Below are 16,047 nucleotides of genomic sequence, written 5' to 3' on the forward strand. Positions count from 1 at the left end.
CGGATGGGGGAGGGAGACGACGCGACGACGCCCGTTGCCGGGGCCTACCGCTTCAGTGTGGCGCCGATGATGGACTGCACCGATCGGCACTTCCGGGTGCTGATGCGGCAGATCAGCCGCCGCGCTCTGCTCTACACCGAGATGGTGGTGGCCCAGGCCCTGCACCACTGCCGCCGCGACACGCTGCTGGACTTCGATTCCCAGGAACATCCGCTGGCGCTGCAGCTGGGGGGTGACGATCCGGCCCTGCTGAAGGAATCGGCGCAGTTGGCGGCCGCCTGGGGCTACGACGAGATCAACCTCAACGTAGGCTGCCCCAGCCCCAAGGTGCAGCAGGGACGGTTCGGGGCCTGCCTGATGGCGGACCCGGATCGGGTGGCCCGCTGCGTGGAGGCGATGGCAGCCGCCTCACCCCTGCCGGTGACGGTGAAGCACCGCATCGGCATCGACGAGCAGGACAGCTATGAGCTGCTGCTGGCCTTCGTCGACACGGTGGCAGGCGCCGGGGCCTGCCGGTTCAGCGTGCACGCCCGCAAGGCCTGGCTCCATGGCCTGGACCCGAAGCAGAACCGCACGATTCCGCCCCTGCGCCACGATCTGGTGCATCAGCTCAAGCAGGACCGGCCCCAGCTCACGATCGAACTGAACGGAGGCCTGCAGAGCCTGGAGAACTGCCGGGACCACCTGGCCCAGGTGGATGGGGTGATGGTGGGCCGCGCCGCCTACGACCATCCCCTGCGCTGGGCCACGGTCGACCGGGATCTGTTCGGCTGCCTGGAACGGCAGCCCGCCTCAGCATCAGCGGTGGTCCGTGGCCTGATTCCCTATGCCAGCCAGTGGTGCGGTGCCGGCGGACGCCTCTGGCCGATCGCGCGCCACCTCGTTCACCTTGTGGAGGGAGTGCCGGGGGCCAGGCACTGGCGCCGCCGGCTGGGAGAACGGGCGGGGGAGCGCAGCGCAGGCCCCGAGGTGCTGGAGGCCGCCGCCAGGGAACTGGAGCAGCGAGGCCTCTAGGAGGCTTTCGCCTGGGCCGCGAGGCGCTCGCGGCAGCGCTTGAGCTGCTCAGCGACCCGCTCGAAGCCCGTGCCCCCCTCACTGCGGCGGGCGGCCACCACCTGGCGGGGCTGAATCGCGGCGTGGATGTCCACCTCGAAGGCGGAATGGAGCTGCCGCCAACGCTCCAGGGGCAGATCCCGCAGCAGCAGCCCCTCGGCCAGGCAGGTTTTCACCAGCCCACCCACCAGCTGGTAGGCCTCGCGGAAGGGAACACCGCGAGCCACCAGGTAGTCGGCCACATCGGTGGCGTTGGAGAAGTCGGCCGCCACGGCCTGCTCCAGCCGCTCAGGACGGAAGCGGATGCCCTCCTCCAGCAGGATCGCCATCGCCTCGAGGCAATCCCCGGTGGTGCGCACCACATCGAAGAGGGCTTCCTTGTCTTCCTGGAAATCCTTGTTGTAGGCCAGGGGAAGCCCCTTGATCATCGTGAGCAGACCCATCAGGTGGCCGAACACCCGGCCGGCCTTGCCGCGCACCAGCTCGGGCACGTCCGGGTTCTTCTTCTGGGGCATCAGGCTGCTGCCGGTGGCACAGCGATCGGTGAGCCGAACGAATCCGAACTCCTCGCTGGCCCAGAGGATCACCTCCTCCGAGAGGCGACTGAGGTGGACCAGGATCAGGCTGGCGGCGGCACTGAACTCCACGGCGAAGTCCCGGTCGCTGACCGCATCGAGACTGTTGGCGTAGATCTCCTCGAATCCCAGTTCCTCTGCCGTGAGGCGCCGGTTGATCGGCACCGGGGTGCCGGCCAGGGCCGCCGCCCCGAGGGGCGAGATGTTCACCCGGTGTCGCACGTCCGCCAGGCGTTGACGGTCGCGCTCGGCCATCTCCACGTAGGCCAGCAGGTGGTGGGCCAGGGAAAGGGGCTGGGCGCGCTGCAGGTGGGTGTAGCCCGGGATCATGGTGTGCAGGTGGGTCTCCGCCTGGTCGAGCAGGGCCTGCTGGAAGCGCTCCAGACCGGTATCGAGACCATCAATCGCCTGGCGCAGCCAGAGACGGAGATCGGTGCCGACCTGATCGTTGCGGCTGCGGCCGGTGTGCAGCTTCTTGCCCAGCGGGCCGATCAGGGCGATCAGGCGGTGCTCCACCGCGAAGTGCACGTCCTCCGCCTCCACCCCAGGTTTGAACAGACCTTCGGCCGCCTCTGCGCGCACCGTCTCCAGGGCGGCGATCAGCTGATCCGCCTCCGCATCGCTGATCACGCCGCAGCGGCCGAGCATGCGGGCGTGGGCGATGGAGGCGTCGAGGTCCTGCTGAAGCAGGGTGATGTCGAAGCCGATCGAGGCATTGAAGCGTTCGATGGCCGGATGGAGGCCTTCCTCGAAACGGTCACTCCATCGCGCCGGTTGGGAAGCCTGTGCCGTCATCGAAGCCGAACCATGCCACGAATCGTCAGCTTGACACCCGAGCCCTGGGGTCGCCTCAGCCCGGCAGGGAGGGAAGCATCACCTCCTCACGCACCTTCAGCACCACCATCGAGGCATCGTCGTCCGGCTGGCGGCCGGAGCCCACGAACCTGTCCAGCCGCTCGAACAGCGCATCCAGGACGCCCTGGGCGCTCTTACCCGCCCGGCAGGCCTCGGCCAGATGCCGCTGCAGGCGCTCCTCATCGAAGCGTTCCCCGGTGAAGCCGAGGGCCTCACTGACCCCATCGGTGTAGTAGAGAACCACGTCACCCGGCTCCAGCACCACCCGCTCGCAACCGTAATGGGCTTCCGGCTGCAGGCCGATCAGCAGTCCAGGAGCATCGAGCCGCTCAACGCCGTGGCGGTGGTGCCGCCAGATCAATGGTGGGTTGTGGGCAGCGTTGGCGTAGCGCAGCACGCGACTGCGGGGATCGAAGTCGGAATAGAAGAGGGGGACGAAGCGGTGCGAATGGGCCAGATCCTCCTGGGCCAGTTCGTTCAGGTCGTGCAGGATCCTGTCGGGGGCATGACCACTGAGCACCTCGGCCCGCAGCATGCCCCGCAGCAGGGTCATCAACAGGCTGGCGGGCACCCCCTTGCCCATCACATCGCCCATCACCAGGGCCCAGCGGGAGGTTTCGCGGCGGCGGCCGCTGAGCCGGGGCCGAGTCGGGATGAAGTCGTAGTAGTCACCTCCGACTTCGAAGGCTGGACGGCAGCGGGCGGCCAGCTCCACCCCATCGATCACCGGGCAGCGGTCGGGGAGGAGCTGGGCCTGGATCTCGGCACCGGTGCTGAGCTGGCGATCAAGGCGCTCATGGCGGCGGCGATCCTCCTGCAGAAGCTCGGTTTCAATCGCCACACCGGTGAGGTCGGCCACCAGCTGCACATGGCGGCGGTGGACATCGCTCCAGGTCAGCCCCTCGGCGCTGCCGAAGACGTAGAGGCGACCGCGCGCCCGGTTGCGGGCCACCACGGAAGTGCCGAACAGCTGCACCTCCCCCAGCAGCCGGCGCACCTGCAGATCGAGCTGGGAGACTTCCTCCTCTTCAGCCAGACCGGCGGGCAGATCCAGCTCCCCCAGCTGGCGCAGCAGCTCAGCGCTGCGGGCCGCAGGACTAGCCTGGGTGTGCTCCCGCCAGAGGCGCCCATCGGGGTGGAAAACCACCAACAGACTTCCCTCCGCTGCCACCAGCCGGGAGGAGACCAGGGGCACCAGCTCCAGAAAGCGGTTCAGGTTGGTGAAGCTGCGCAGCGCAAAGCCGAGGGAGGCGAGCAGCTCCTGGTTGCGCCGTTGCTCGCGACTGAGGCTGTCGAGCAGTTGCCGCAGCGAAGCCGACGCCGTGAGGGCCTGATGGGGCCGGGGCGGTGGCTGGGGCACGCGGGCTGGCGTGCGGCTCGAAACAGGCGGCCGCAGGGGCCGAACGGTAGCAGCATTCCAGCGGTGGGGCGCTTCAGCCGGAAAGCAGCGCTTCGACGAACTCGAAGCTGTTGAAAGGCCTCAGGTCGCGGATACCCTCGCCCGCGCCCACGAACCGAATCGGCAACCCGGCTTCGGAGGCCACCGCCAGAGCAACGCCCCCCCGGGCACTGCCATCGAGCTTGGTGATCACCACGCCGGTGAGACCGGCGGAGCTGGCGAAGGCCATCGCCTGCCGCAGGCCGTTCTGGCCCTGGCTGGCATCAAGCACCAACAGTGATTCCACCACCGCTTCAGGGGCGAGCTTGTCGACGATGCGCCGCACCTTGCTGAGCTCCTCCATCAGGTTGTTCTTGGTCTGCAGACGACCGGCCGTGTCGACCAGCACCAGTTCGGTGCCCTTGGAGCGGGCCGCGCCGATGGCGTCGTAGACCACAGCGGCCGGATCGGCATTGGCGCTGGGGTTGGCGATCACAGGCACACCGCTGCGCTCGCCCCAGACGGTGACCTGCTGCACAGCGGCGGCGCGGAAGGTGTCAGCTGCGGCGATCAGGCAGCTGTAGCCGCTGCGCACCGCCAGGTTGGCCAGCTTGCCCAGGGTGGTGGTCTTGCCCACCCCGTTCACCCCCACCAGCAACCAGACGTTCAGACGGTCACGCCGGGGGGCCAGCAGGGGTTCGCCGCTGGCCTCGATCGGTGCCTCGAGCAGACCGCGAAGCTGCTCCTTGAGAAAGCGCAGACCTTCGGCCGGCTCCACGACTTCTTCGTTCAGGCGCTTGCGCAGCGCCTCAAGCACGTGGTCGGTCGCCATCACGCCCACATCGGCGCGCAGCAGGCTTGATTCGAGGTCGTCGAGCACCTCAGGGGTGAGGGGATCGTCGCCGAGGGTGTTGAGGAGCTGAGTGACCAGACCACGACGGGTCTTCTCCAGGCCGCGGCGCAGACGGCTGAGCCAGTCGATCTCTTCGAGCGACACCTGATCGGCCCGCCGGCCCTGGGCCGCGAGCACCTCGGCGGACCAGGTGAACTCGGCGTCGAAGGTGCCGAGTTGAGGGCTGGCCTGCTCCCTTGCCGGCTCCTGCATTTCCGTTGAAGAAACGCTCGGGCTGAGCGGTGCCTGCAGGTCGGTGCTGGGGGCCAGCACGGTGCGCTGCCGCTCGGCCCGGCTGGCCGCGGCCAGCTCCAGCAGGGATGGCTCAGGGGCCATGGCTGATGGTGGGGTCGGGGCCTCGGCGGCAGAAACCGGTTCTGGTTCAGGCTCTGGGGCAACCTCCGCTGAAGGGGTTGATCCAGGCTCCTGCGCTTCGGCGGCAGGCTGGCTGCGCTCCTGCTCAGCCTTGAGACGGGCATAGGCCTGTCGGGCCCAGTCCAGGGCGTCCTGATCGACCGCCACCGCGGCAGGCTGAGCTGGCGGCGCCGGTTCAGTCACCGGTTCAGGCGCCGGTTCACTGGCGGGGGTGGCGTCAGCGTCAGAAGCCTCCGTGGCCGCAGCAGGCTCGACCGGCGGCTCGGTGGGGGTGGTGCGGCGCCGGAACCAGTCGAACACCATGCTTGCTCAGGAAATGGACGAGGTGAGGCGGCGCAGGATCCCGTTGATCATCCGGCGGCCCTGATCATCGCTGTAGCGGTTGGCCAGCTCGACCGCCTCGTTGCAGGCCACCGGGGCCGGCGTGGCGAAGGTGTGCAGATCCACGGCCGCCAGTCGCAGGATGTCGCGGTCGATGCGGGGCAACCGGCCCAGACGCCACCCTTCCATCACGGCATCGAGCCGGGCATCCAGGGCATCGCGCTCCTGAAGCACGGCGCGGGTGCGGGCCAGCGCCCCCTCACGGATCTCGCTCTGGTCGGCGAGCATCAGCAACCGCGGCAGCTCCAGGCTGGCGGAGAGCCGATTGAGGGCCTGCTCGGCATGGGCCAGACCCCGCTGCAGGTGATCACGCACCTGGGGCAGGTGATCGGCCCCATCGACCAGTTCGCTGTCAAGCAGCTGCTGTTGGGCCTGCTGGAGGTCGAGCTCGGAGTTGTCGAGCGCCTCACGCACGTGCTGGGCCAGGCTGGCCAGAGCCTGCTGCAACAGGCTGTCGAGAGGCAGATCGGCCGGCGGGACGCGGTCATTGACCTGGCCCAGCATCAGCAGGGCCAGTTCTCTGGAAATGGATCGACTCGACATCGGGTGGGGCGAGGGGGTCAGGCCGGCTTGTTCAGGCCTTGTTGGGTGGAACGGAGGAGAACACCGGGGCGCGCAACTGGGCGAGAAGACTGGAGAAGCTTCGGCTGGCCGGGGTTTCACGCTCATCATCAGGGCTGACGATTCCCGCGGAGATGATCGTGCGAAAGGCATCCTCCACCGAGAGGTCCAGATCGCGGACCGCCGTTTCCGGCACGACGGCATACCAGCCGGTGGTGGGGTTGGGGGCCGTGGGAATGAACACGCTCAGCATCGGCTGATCAAATCCCCCCTGCAGGGCATTGCCCAGAACCCCCGTGACGAAGCCGAGGGCAAACAGACCCTTACGCGGATATTCCACCAGCACCACCCGCCGGAACCGGGTGGAGTTGTCGCGGAACACCGTTTCCAGCAACTGCTTGAGGGTCTTGTAGACCGAGCCCGCCAGGGGGATGCGCTGGAGTGTTCCCTCCCCGAAATCGAGCAACCAGCGCCCGACAATGTTGCGGGCCATCAGGCCGATCAACAGGATTCCCAGCAGAGGCACCAGCAGCCCCACCCCCAGGTTGATCAACTCCTGCAGGAGTGGATTCAGGGTGTTGAAGGGATTGAATTGCTTGGGGATCGAGGTGAGGAAGGCGAGCACAAAGCGGCTCACCGTCGTCGCCAGCCAGATGGTGGTGGCCAGGGGAATGACCACCAGCAGACCGGCGATCAGATCGTTCTTGAGGTCCTGCTGCAGCCGGGTCCCCAACGGTTGATCAGGTCTGGGGCTTGACTGCACCAAGGATGGTTCCGGTTGTCCGTTGTTCGGAATGCTGCCTGCAACCTAGCCAGCCGACAGGGCGGGCAGAAGTTTCAGACCGGTTCCTCGCCGTGCAGGTTCAGATCAGGGCGGCTAGAGCCAGAAGGGTGAAGGCCACCGCCAGGACCACGGCCGAGCCGGTGCCGGCATAGCGACGCTGATTCACCGCCATGGCCTGGGTCCTCTCCGCCTCCTCGACCTGCTGCTCCATCTGCTGAAGCTGGCGGTCGATGAAACCGCGGGCGGCCTCCTGCTTCTGCTCATCGGTGGCCTGAGGTGGCACCTGGCCCGACTGCTCGGCCTGACGCACCAGTTGCTCGAGCACCTGGGGATTCTGGCTCTGCTGCCTGGCCATCTCCAGCTGGCTGCGCTGGGCCGTCAGGGTCTGCTCGGTCTTGGCGGTGAGCACGCCGTCGCCGCTGATCGCCACCGGCACCGACACCGCCAGGGCAATCGCCAGGAGTGCAGCCAGAACGGCAACCAGCCAGCGCAGGGGGGTGCGGGCATCGCTCTGATCGAGACGGGAGCCGAACAGGGCCAGCAGCAGGCCCACCAGCGCCATCGGCGACTGGGTGATCAAACGCTCGATCACCATCTGACGAAAGGCTTCCTCCTCCCAGCTCCAGGCGGAGACAACGGCGGCCAGCTGCAGCCCCAGCAGCACGACGAGGGTGAGGCCGAGCCAACGCAGGAGATAGCCAAGACGGCCGGAAGGGGCAGTGGTCAAAGCAGGATGGCGATCAGGGGCAACTGTACGGGTGAGATCAGGCCATCCCCATCGACCGGCCGCCATGGCTGGCTCGGGCGTCCGGCTTCAGGAGCTGGCCACGGCGCTCAAGGATCAGGCCAGGGACCTGGGATTCGAGCCGGTGGGCCTGGCCGCTCTGCCCGGGGATGGGCGGCTGCCCCTGCGGAATGCGGCGCTGGAGCGCTGGCTGGAGGCCGGTCATCAGGCCGGCATGGCCTGGATGGCCGACCCCCGCCGCCGCGATGTCACCAGCCTGTTGCCAGGGGTACGCAGCCTGCTGGCAGTGGGCCTGAACTATCACGTCGCCACAGGACGGGCACCGGGGAGCCTGGCGGTCGCCCGCTACGGCTGGGGCAGGGACTACCACCGGGTGATCGATGGGCGCCTGCGCCGGCTGGGGCGCTGGCTGGAGGCCCGCTGCCCCGACGTGGGCTGGCGGGCCTGCGTCGACAGCGCTCCCCTCCTGGACAAGGCCTGGGCCGAGCAGGCCGGTCTCGGCTGGATCGGAAAAAACGGCAATCTGATCCACCCCCGGCGGGGTTCATGGATGTTGATCGGTCACCTGCTCACCACGGCCGATCTCCCCGGCGATGCACCGGCGGAACCACTCTGCGGCCGCTGCAGCCGCTGCCTCGACGCCTGCCCCACCGGCGCCATCAGCGAGCCCTTCGTGGTCGATGCCCGCCGCTGTCTGGCCTATCACACCATTGAGAACAGGGACGAAACGCTGCCCGCGGAGATGGCCGCCGCCATGGGGCCCTGGGTGGCCGGTTGCGACATCTGCCAGGACGTCTGCCCCTGGAACCAGCAGGCGATTCCCAGCTCGGACGATCCCGACCTGCAGCCCAGGGACTGGATGCTGAACCTGCACGCCGACGAGGCGCTGTGCTGGAGCGATGCCGACTGGGACCAACGGCTAAGAGGCTCCGCCCTGCGACGGATCAAACCCTGGATGTGGCGACGCAATCTGCGCTCAGCCCAGGCGGAGACAGACCCCTGAAGCTGGCACTTAGGCTGCATTCCAGATCGAAGGCTGGCATGGCTCCGCGCTGGTTCAAACGTCTGGCGACGGCTCCTCTGGCCCTGGCCCTGGTGATCGGCTCTGCCCCATCGGCGCGGGCCCTGGTGCCCTACGTGTACGTCCCCAAGGGTGAGGAGCTGGAGGCGGCGGGGCTGGGCATCGCCCAGGCGGCCACTCGTCTGCTTCGGCTTGGACAGGCTGATGACGCGGCCCGGCTGGCCGCCCTGACGGTGCAGCTGTTGCCGAACGACCCCCGCGGCTGGGTGCTGCTGGCGGAAGCTCAGCTGCGCAGCAACGAGATCAAGGCCGCCGGCCAGTCCCTGGCGCGGGCCAAGGAACTCGATCCCCGCAATCCCGGCATCTGGTTCGCGGAAGGCTCCCTGGCCCTGCGGGACGGTCAGCCGGGCCAGGCGGTGGGTCTGCTGGAAACCGGACTGAGGATCGACGGCAAGAATCCAGGTGCTCACTTCGATCTGGGCAACGCTCGCCTGCTCCTGAACGATCCCCAGGCAGCCCTGAGGTCGTTCGAGAGGGCCTCGGGGCTGCGCCGGGATTTCTGGGAGGCGATCAACAACCAGGGACTGGTGCTCTACGAGCTCGGCCGCAACGACGACGCCATCCGCCGTTGGCGTCGGGCCCTGGAGATCAATCCCAAGGCCGCCGAACCCATGCTGGCCCTGGCGGCGGCGCTGAATGCCAGGCCCGCCGACCAGAAGGAAGCGCTGGAGATGGCCAGTGAGGCTCTGGCGATCGAGCCCAACTACGTGCTCGAGGCCTACCAGAAGGAACAACTCTGGGGACCACGGCTGCGCGACAGCACCCGCCTGCTGCTCAAGAACCCGGCGATCAAAGCCGCCACCGACCGCGCCAATGCCAATGCCACCGGCAGCAGCGAGGGTGAAGACTCCAGGGATGACGGTTCCGGAGAAGAGTGAAGCCGGCCGTGGGATTGGGCCACCCCAGACGGGATCTGTAGGCTGAGCGCCTTCAGCCCTCAGACCTCAGAACCGGATGGCCGAGGAGCGCGTCCAGCCGATCGCCCTGCATCAGGAGATGCAACGGTCGTACCTCGAGTACGCCATGAGCGTGATCGTGGGCCGCGCCCTGCCCGATGTGCGCGATGGCCTCAAGCCGGTTCAGCGGCGCATCCTGTTCGCGATGCATGAACTGGGCCTGACCCCGGACCGGCCCTACCGCAAGTGCGCCCGGGTGGTGGGGGATGTGCTGGGCAAGTACCACCCCCACGGCGACCAGGCGGTCTATGACGCCCTGGTGCGGCTGGTCCAGACCTTCGCCAGCCGCCATCCCCTGCTGGATGGTCACGGCAACTTCGGTTCGGTCGATGACGATCCACCGGCCGCCATGCGCTACACCGAAACCCGGCTGGCGCCGATCGCCCACCAGGCTCTGCTCGATGAGATCGGAAACGACACGGTCGATTTCGCCTCCAACTTCGATGGCTCCCAGCAGGAGCCCACCGTGCTGCCCGCCCAGTTGCCGTTCCTGCTGCTGAACGGCTGCTCAGGCATCGCCGTGGGCATGGCCACCAGCATCCCTCCCCACAATCTCGGCGAGGTGGTGGAAGCCCTGATCGCCCTGATCCGCAAGCCTGAGCTGAGCGACGAGAAGCTGCTGGAGCTCGTGCCCGGACCCGACTTCCCCACCGGTGGGGAGGTGCTGGTGGGCAGCGGCGTGCGCGACACCTACCTGCAGGGTCGCGGCAGCATTCCGATGCGTGGCATCGCCCACATCGAGGAGGTGCAACCCGGCAAGGGTCGGCACCGGCGCAGTGCCGTGGTGATCACCGAGTTGCCCTATCAGCTGAGCAAGGCGGGCTGGATCGAGAAGCTCGCCGAGCAGGTGAACGACGGCAAGATCGGCGGCATCGCCGACATCCGCGACGAGAGCGACCGGGAAGGGATGCGGGTGGTGATCGAGCTGCGCCGGGATGCCGACGCCGACAAGGTGCTCGCCGACCTGCAACGGCGCACGTCCTTGCAGAGCAATTTCGGGGCCATCCTGCTGGCCCTGGTCAACGGCCAGCCCCAGCAGCTCAGCCTGCGCCGGATGCTGAGCCACTTCCTGGAATACCGGGAACACACCCTGATCCGCCGCATCAGCCATGCCCTGCGCCGTACCGAGGACCGGCTGGAGGTGGTGGAGGGACTGATCCGGGCACTCGAAGCCCTGGCAGAGGTGATCGAGCGGATCCAGGCCGCCAGTGATGCCGCCAGCGCCAGGGCCAGCCTGCAGGTGCATTTCGATCTGAGCGAGCGTCAGGCCGATGCCGTGCTGGCGATGCCTCTGCGCCGATTGACCAGCCTGGAGCAGGACGGACTGCGCCAGGAGTCGGTGGACCTGGTGCAGGAGCGGGAACGGCTCCGCCACCTGCTCGACGATCGCCAGGCCCTGCTCAACGCCATGGTGGCTGAACTCAAGACCCTCAAGAAGCGCTTTGCCACCCCCCGCCGCACCCGGCTGGTGGCCGGTGGCGACGAGCTGGTGGCCCAGCGGGCGGCAGCGGTGCGCCCCAACACCGAACTGCAGCGCCAGCAGGCCCTCGACGCCCTGCCCGGAGATGGACGGCTGCTGATCCAGGCCGACGGCGTGGTGCGGATCGTGGCACCCCAGATGCTGGGGCGGCTGCACCTGGATGAAGCGGCACCACTGGGGGAGCATCCGGCTCCGGCACGCCTGATCCTGCCCGTGGCCCAGAAGCCCGCGTTGCTGGCCTTCAGCGCCAGTGGACGGGTGGCCCTGCTGCGCTGGGAGTTCGCTGCCCAGCAGCCCGGATCGCTGGAGAAGTTCCTGCCCGAAAGCCTGGTGGGCGATCCGGTGGTGCAGTTGCTGCCCATGCCGGAGCAAAGCGGTGGAACCCTGGGCCTGCTCAGCAGCGATGGCCGCTTCAAACGCCTGCCGATCGACACCTTCCGCGAACTCTCCGGCCGGGCCGCCACGGTGCTCAAACTCAAGGAGGGCGTGCGGCTGAGCCGGGTCGTCCCCTGCGCGGACGAGCAGGACCTGGTGGTGGCCAGCACCACCGGTCGACTGCTCAGGCTGGCGGTCAACGACTCCAGCCTGCCGCTGATGGGCAAGGCCGCCCAGGGTCCGATGCTGTTGCGCCTGCTCCCCGGCGAAAGGGTGGTGGGGGCTGCCTGCGTCGATCCAGGGGCCGATGTGCTCCTGGTCAGCCGCCTGGGCCAGCTCAGGCGGCTCGCGGTCAAGAGCCTGCGCCGCTGCGAGCGCGGCGACCTGGGTCAGATCGGTCTGCGCTTCAGTCAGCGGCAGGATGAACTGGTCGATCTGCAGGCGGGAGGAACCTCGATCGTGGCCCTGAGGTTCTCCACAGGCCGCAGCCTGCGCCTGGAAGTCGACAGTCTGGAGCTGAGTACCGGGGAGCAGGACCCCAGGGATCCACTCTGGCCCTGTTCAACGGCTGAAACCGTTGTGGAGCTGGTGCCCTTGCTCAGCTGAGGTGCATGGCTCAGACCCTCAGACCCGTGCCGCCAGACCCGTGGGTTCGAGCATCAACTTGCTGGAGCGCACCGCGTCATCCATCTCGATCGGGTAGTTGCCATCGAAGCAGGCCGTGCAGAAATGGGAGGCCTGGTCGTGGGCGGCCTCGAGCATGCCCTCCTGGCTGAGGTAGGCGAGGGAATCGACGCCGAGATGGTCGCTGATCTCGGCCAGATTGAGCCGGGCGGCGATCAGCTGGTCCTGGTTGTCGGTGTCGATGCCGTAAAAACAGGGGTGGGTGACCGGGGGTGAGCTGATGCGCATGTGCACCTCCGTAGCGCCGGCCTCGCGCAGGGCCAGCACCAGCTTGCGGCTGGTGGTGCCACGCACGATCGAGTCGTCGATCACCACCACCCGCTTGCCCGCCAGCACATCCGGCAGAGGGTTGAGCTTGACGCGAATGCCCGCCTCCCGCATCGCCTGGGTGGGTTGAATGAAGGTGCGGCCCACATAGCGATTCTTGATCAGGCCATCGGCAAAGGGAATGCCACTGGCCTTGGAAAAACCGATGGCGGCAGGAATCCCGGAATCGGGAACACCGATCACGATGTCGGCCGCGACGGCCGTTTCCCGCGCCAGCACCTCCCCGATGCGGTGGCGGTAGCTGTAGAGCGATTCACCGAAGAAACGGCTGTCGGGTCGGGCGAAGTAGATCATCTCGAACACACAGAGCTTGGTGGGCTCCTCGCACCAGCGCTGGCGGGCCGGCAACGGATCACCGGCGCTGAAGCGAATCAGCTCGCCGGGACCCACATCGCCGTCATAGGCGGCGCCGATGATGTCGAGCCCGCAGGTTTCACTGCTCACCACCCACTGGCCCTGGTGCTTGTCGCCGATGTGGCCGAACACCAGCGGCCGGACCCCGTGGCCGTCGCGCAGGGCGAAGAGACCATCGGGAGTGCCGATCGCCAGGCTGAAGGCCCCACGACAACGGCCAGCGGCATCGCGAATCGCCTCCTCCCAGCCCAGCCCCCCATCAACGGCGTGCTGGAGGGCGAAGGCAATCAGCTCGGAATCGGTGGTGGAGGTGAACTGGATCTCACTGGCCTGCACCGACTGACGCAGATCCTCCACATTGACGAGATTGCCGTTGTGGGCCAGGGCAAAAGGACCGAGGCGGGTCATCAGCACCACCGGCTGAGCGTTGCAGACGCGACTGCTTCCGGTGGTGGAATAGCGGTTGTGGCCCACGGCCAGATCGCCTGGCATGCGCTCGAGCACGTCCTGATCAAAGACCTGGCTCACGAGGCCCATGTCCTTGTGCAGCCTCACCTTGGCGCCGTTGAACACCGCGATGCCAGCAGACTCCTGACCCCTGTGCTGCAAGGCGTACAGGCCGAAGTAGGTGAGGTTGGCCACCTGCTGACCAGGGGCGTAGACGGCGAAGACCCCGCAGGCCTCCTCCATCCGGTCGGGCCGTTCCGGCGTGGTGTGCGCGCTTGCCACAGGCCCGTTCACCTTTCCTTTACCTTCATATTGTGCCTCAGTCCGTTGCGGCCAGGCGGCGCGGCAGAGCGTCCTCAAAGCTGGTCCGCAGCTCCTCCACCGCCAGGGAGAGCAGGTTCGTGCCGTCCTGCTCGAAACTGAGGGCGGTGGCTGACTCAGCGACCCGACCGATCGGCGTGGCCAGCGGTGCCGGCCCCGGTGGCGGTGACGTAGCCAGCAGCTCCTGCCAGGCCTGCTCCTGCTCTGGCTTGAGGGAGATCAGCACCCGGGCACCCCCTTCGGCGAACAGCAGCCGATCCAGACGACCAGCGCCGGAGGGCAGCTCAACAATGGCCCCCAGGCCGGAGGCGATGCAGGCCTCGGCAGCCGCCACCGCCAGTCCCCCGTCGCTGAGATCGTGGGCTGAGGCCACCAGGCCCGCGGCGATCCCCTGGCGCAACAGGCCTTGCACCGCCCGCTCCAGGCTCAGGTCGGTCAGGGGAGGCCGGCCCGTTGCCAGACCATGGACGCTCTCCAGGTAGCTGGAGGCGGCCAGACCAAGCCGTCCATCCTCGGCGCTCCCGGCCAGCGGCATCCCCAGCAGCCAGAGGCGATCACCCGGAGCCTGCCAGCCGAGGCCGGTGACGTGATCGAGGTCGTGGACGAGCCCCACCATGCCCACAACAGGGGTGGGATGGATCGGCTGCAGGCTGCCGTCGGGCCGTCGGGTTTCGTTGTAGAGCGAGACGTTGCCGCCGGTGACAGGGGTGTCGAGCACTCGGCAGGCTTCCGACAATCCGCGACAGGCCATGGCCAGTTGCCAGTAGCCGGTGGGGGTGTCCGGGGAGGGGAAGTTGAGGTTGTCGGTCACCGCCAGGGGTTCGGCCCCGACGCAGCTGAGGTTGCGGGCGGCTTCGGCCACCGCCGCTGCGGCCCCCCGCTCCGGATCGAGGGCCACCCAGCGGTTGGGGCAGTCGACGGAGGCGGCCACGCCACGGCTGGCCGCGGCCAGGGCGCCCTCACCCTGCTGGGGCCGCAGGCGCACGACCGCCGCATCGGCACCGCCGGGAGGGACCACGGTGTTGGCCTGCACCTGATGGTCGTACTGGCGGTAGACCCAGCGCTGGCTGGCGATGGTGGGGTCATCAAGCAGGCGGAGCAGCACGTCACCCCAGCTGAGGGGCTGGCCGGCCAGGGGACCGCTGGCGGGAGTGATCCCCTCTGCGGCAGCGACGGGGAGGTCGGTCTCGCTCCAGCGCCAGTGCGCCTGGATGGCGGCGGGTGGCTCGCTGAGCAGCTCGTGCCGGTTGATCGGGGTGTCATCGGCCAGGGCACTGGCGGGAACTTCGGCCGCGACCACTCCCTCCCTCAGCACCCGCACCACGTTGTCGGCCAGCACACGACCCACCACCGCGGCCTGCAGGCCCCAGCGGCGGAAGCTGGCCATCAGGGCCTCCTCGCTGCCGGGCCTGACCACGAACAACATCCGCTCCTGCGACTCGCTGAGCAGGAACTCATAGGCCGACATGCCGCTCTCGCGAGCCGGAACCCGATCGAGGTCAAGCTCGATGCCCAGCCCCCCCTTGGCGGCCATCTCCGAGCAGCTGCAGGTGAGACCCGCAGCCCCCATATCCTGGGCCGCGAGCACGTCTCCACTCTGGAAGGCCTCGAGGCAGGCCTCAATCAGCCCCTTCTCCAGGAAGGGGTCCCCCACCTGCACCGCCGGGCGGTCATCCAGTGAGGCAGCGCTCAGCTCCGCTGAGGCGAAGCTGGCGCCGCCCATCCCGTCGCGGCCGGTGGTGCTGCCCACGTACATCACGGGATTGCCTACCCCCACAGCCCCGGAGCAGACGATCTCCTCGGTCTCCATCAGCCCCAGGGCCATGGCATTGACCAGGGGGTTGCCCGAATAGCTGGGGTCGAAGGCCACCTCCCCACCCACGGTGGGCACCCCCACACAGTTCCCGTAGTGGGCAATGCCCGCCACAACACCTTCCATCAGGCCCACGTTGCGCTCGTCCTCGAGCGGCCCGAAGCGCAGGGCGTTGAGCAGGGCGATCGGCCGGGCTCCCATGGTGAAGATGTCGCGCAGGATGCCGCCCACCCCGGTGGCCGCCCCCTGGAACGGCTCCACCGCCGAAGGGTGATTGTGGCTTTCGATCTTGAAGGCCAGTCGCTGCCCCTCGCCCAGATCCACCACGCCGGCGTTTTCGCCCGGGCCCACCAGGATGCGGGGGCCGCTGGTGGGGAAGCCCTGCAGCAGCGGCCTGGAGTTGCGGTAGCAGCAGTGCTCCGACCACATCACCCCGAACATGCCCAGTTCGGCCCGGTTGGGATCACGGCCGAGCCGGCGACGGATCTCCTCGTAGTCGGCCTGGGTCAGGCCCTCCTGGCGCAGGGCCCCGGGCAGGGAAAACGATGAAGGGTCCGGCGGGGATTTCACCACGGCGAGCCGATGCGACAGTGTCTCAGTTTCTCTGAGG

General features: G+C 68.2%; 12 protein-coding genes. 4 read left to right on the plus strand and 8 right to left on the minus strand.

Translation table 11 applies throughout. The features are described from left to right. Positions 1-3: 3 nt before the first annotated feature. Positions 4-1,014, plus strand: a complete 1,011-nt coding sequence (gene dusA, locus FPZ61_RS06155) for a tRNA dihydrouridine(20/20a) synthase DusA (RefSeq protein WP_185464777.1) — start codon at positions 4-6, stop codon at positions 1,012-1,014. Here the strand turns inward: dusA and argH are convergent. The 6 genes from argH to FPZ61_RS06185 form a co-directional block, all read right to left on the minus strand. Next, a complete protein-coding gene (argH, locus tag FPZ61_RS06160) occupies positions 1,011-2,423 on the minus strand; it encodes an argininosuccinate lyase (RefSeq protein ID WP_185464778.1) in 1,413 nt (470 codons plus the stop codon). The two genes, dusA and argH, sit on opposite strands and share 4 nt — an antisense overlap. A gap of 55 nt (positions 2,424-2,478) precedes the next feature. Next, positions 2,479-3,843: a PP2C family protein-serine/threonine phosphatase gene (locus FPZ61_RS06165; protein ID WP_185474776.1), complete on the minus strand. Its 1,365-nt coding sequence runs from the start codon at positions 3,841-3,843 to the stop codon at positions 2,479-2,481. A gap of 73 nt (positions 3,844-3,916) precedes the next feature. Beyond that, positions 3,917-5,431, minus strand: coding sequence for a signal recognition particle-docking protein FtsY (ftsY, locus tag FPZ61_RS06170; protein ID WP_185464780.1), 1,515 nt, complete (start codon positions 5,429-5,431; stop codon positions 3,917-3,919). A 6-nt stretch (positions 5,432-5,437) separates the two neighbouring features. Beyond that, positions 5,438-6,052 (minus strand): transcription antitermination factor NusB, encoded by a 615-nt coding sequence (nusB, locus tag FPZ61_RS06175; RefSeq protein ID WP_185464781.1) that lies wholly within the window; start codon positions 6,050-6,052, stop codon positions 5,438-5,440. 31 nt (positions 6,053-6,083) lie between these two features. Further along, positions 6,084-6,836 carry a DUF502 domain-containing protein gene (locus FPZ61_RS06180; protein WP_185464782.1) on the minus strand — a complete coding sequence of 251 codons (753 nt, stop codon included), beginning with the start codon at positions 6,834-6,836 and terminating at the stop codon, positions 6,084-6,086. Positions 6,837-6,933: 97 nt separating this feature from the next. Continuing rightward, on the minus strand, positions 6,934-7,581 hold the full coding sequence (locus FPZ61_RS06185; protein WP_185464783.1) for an HpsJ family protein: 648 nt from the start codon (positions 7,579-7,581) through the stop codon (positions 6,934-6,936). Between the two features lie 64 nt (positions 7,582-7,645). Between FPZ61_RS06185 and queG the strand changes: the two genes are divergently transcribed. The 3 genes from queG (at position 7,646) to FPZ61_RS06200 (ending at position 12,097) form a co-directional block, all read left to right on the plus strand. Beyond that, positions 7,646-8,602, plus strand: a complete 957-nt coding sequence (gene queG / locus FPZ61_RS06190; protein ID WP_185464784.1) for a tRNA epoxyqueuosine(34) reductase QueG — start codon at positions 7,646-7,648, stop codon at positions 8,600-8,602. Between the two features lie 38 nt (positions 8,603-8,640). After that, positions 8,641-9,558: a tetratricopeptide repeat protein gene (locus tag FPZ61_RS06195; RefSeq protein WP_185464785.1), complete on the plus strand. Its 918-nt coding sequence runs from the start codon at positions 8,641-8,643 to the stop codon at positions 9,556-9,558. 76 nt (positions 9,559-9,634) lie between these two features. Next, positions 9,635-12,097 (plus strand): DNA topoisomerase (ATP-hydrolyzing) subunit A, encoded by a 2,463-nt coding sequence (locus tag FPZ61_RS06200; protein WP_185464786.1) that lies wholly within the window; start codon positions 9,635-9,637, stop codon positions 12,095-12,097. Between the two features lie 18 nt (positions 12,098-12,115). On the opposite strand, the gene purF is transcribed toward FPZ61_RS06200, so the two are convergent. Together purF and purL are read right to left on the minus strand one after the other, a co-directional pair. Next, a complete protein-coding gene (gene purF / locus FPZ61_RS06205) occupies positions 12,116-13,546 on the minus strand; it encodes an amidophosphoribosyltransferase (protein ID WP_221629833.1) in 1,431 nt (476 codons plus the stop codon). Between the two features lie 76 nt (positions 13,547-13,622). Then, the gene (gene purL, locus FPZ61_RS06210; RefSeq protein ID WP_370594271.1) at positions 13,623-16,010 is read right to left on the minus strand and encodes a phosphoribosylformylglycinamidine synthase subunit PurL; all 2,388 of its coding nucleotides are present in this window, start codon (positions 16,008-16,010) and stop codon (positions 13,623-13,625) included. Positions 16,011-16,047: the final 37 nt, after the last annotated feature.

The sequence above is a fragment of the Synechococcus sp. BSA11S genome, from assembly GCF_014224355.1.
Taxonomy (GTDB): Bacteria; Cyanobacteriota; Cyanobacteriia; order PCC-6307; family Cyanobiaceae; genus Regnicoccus_A.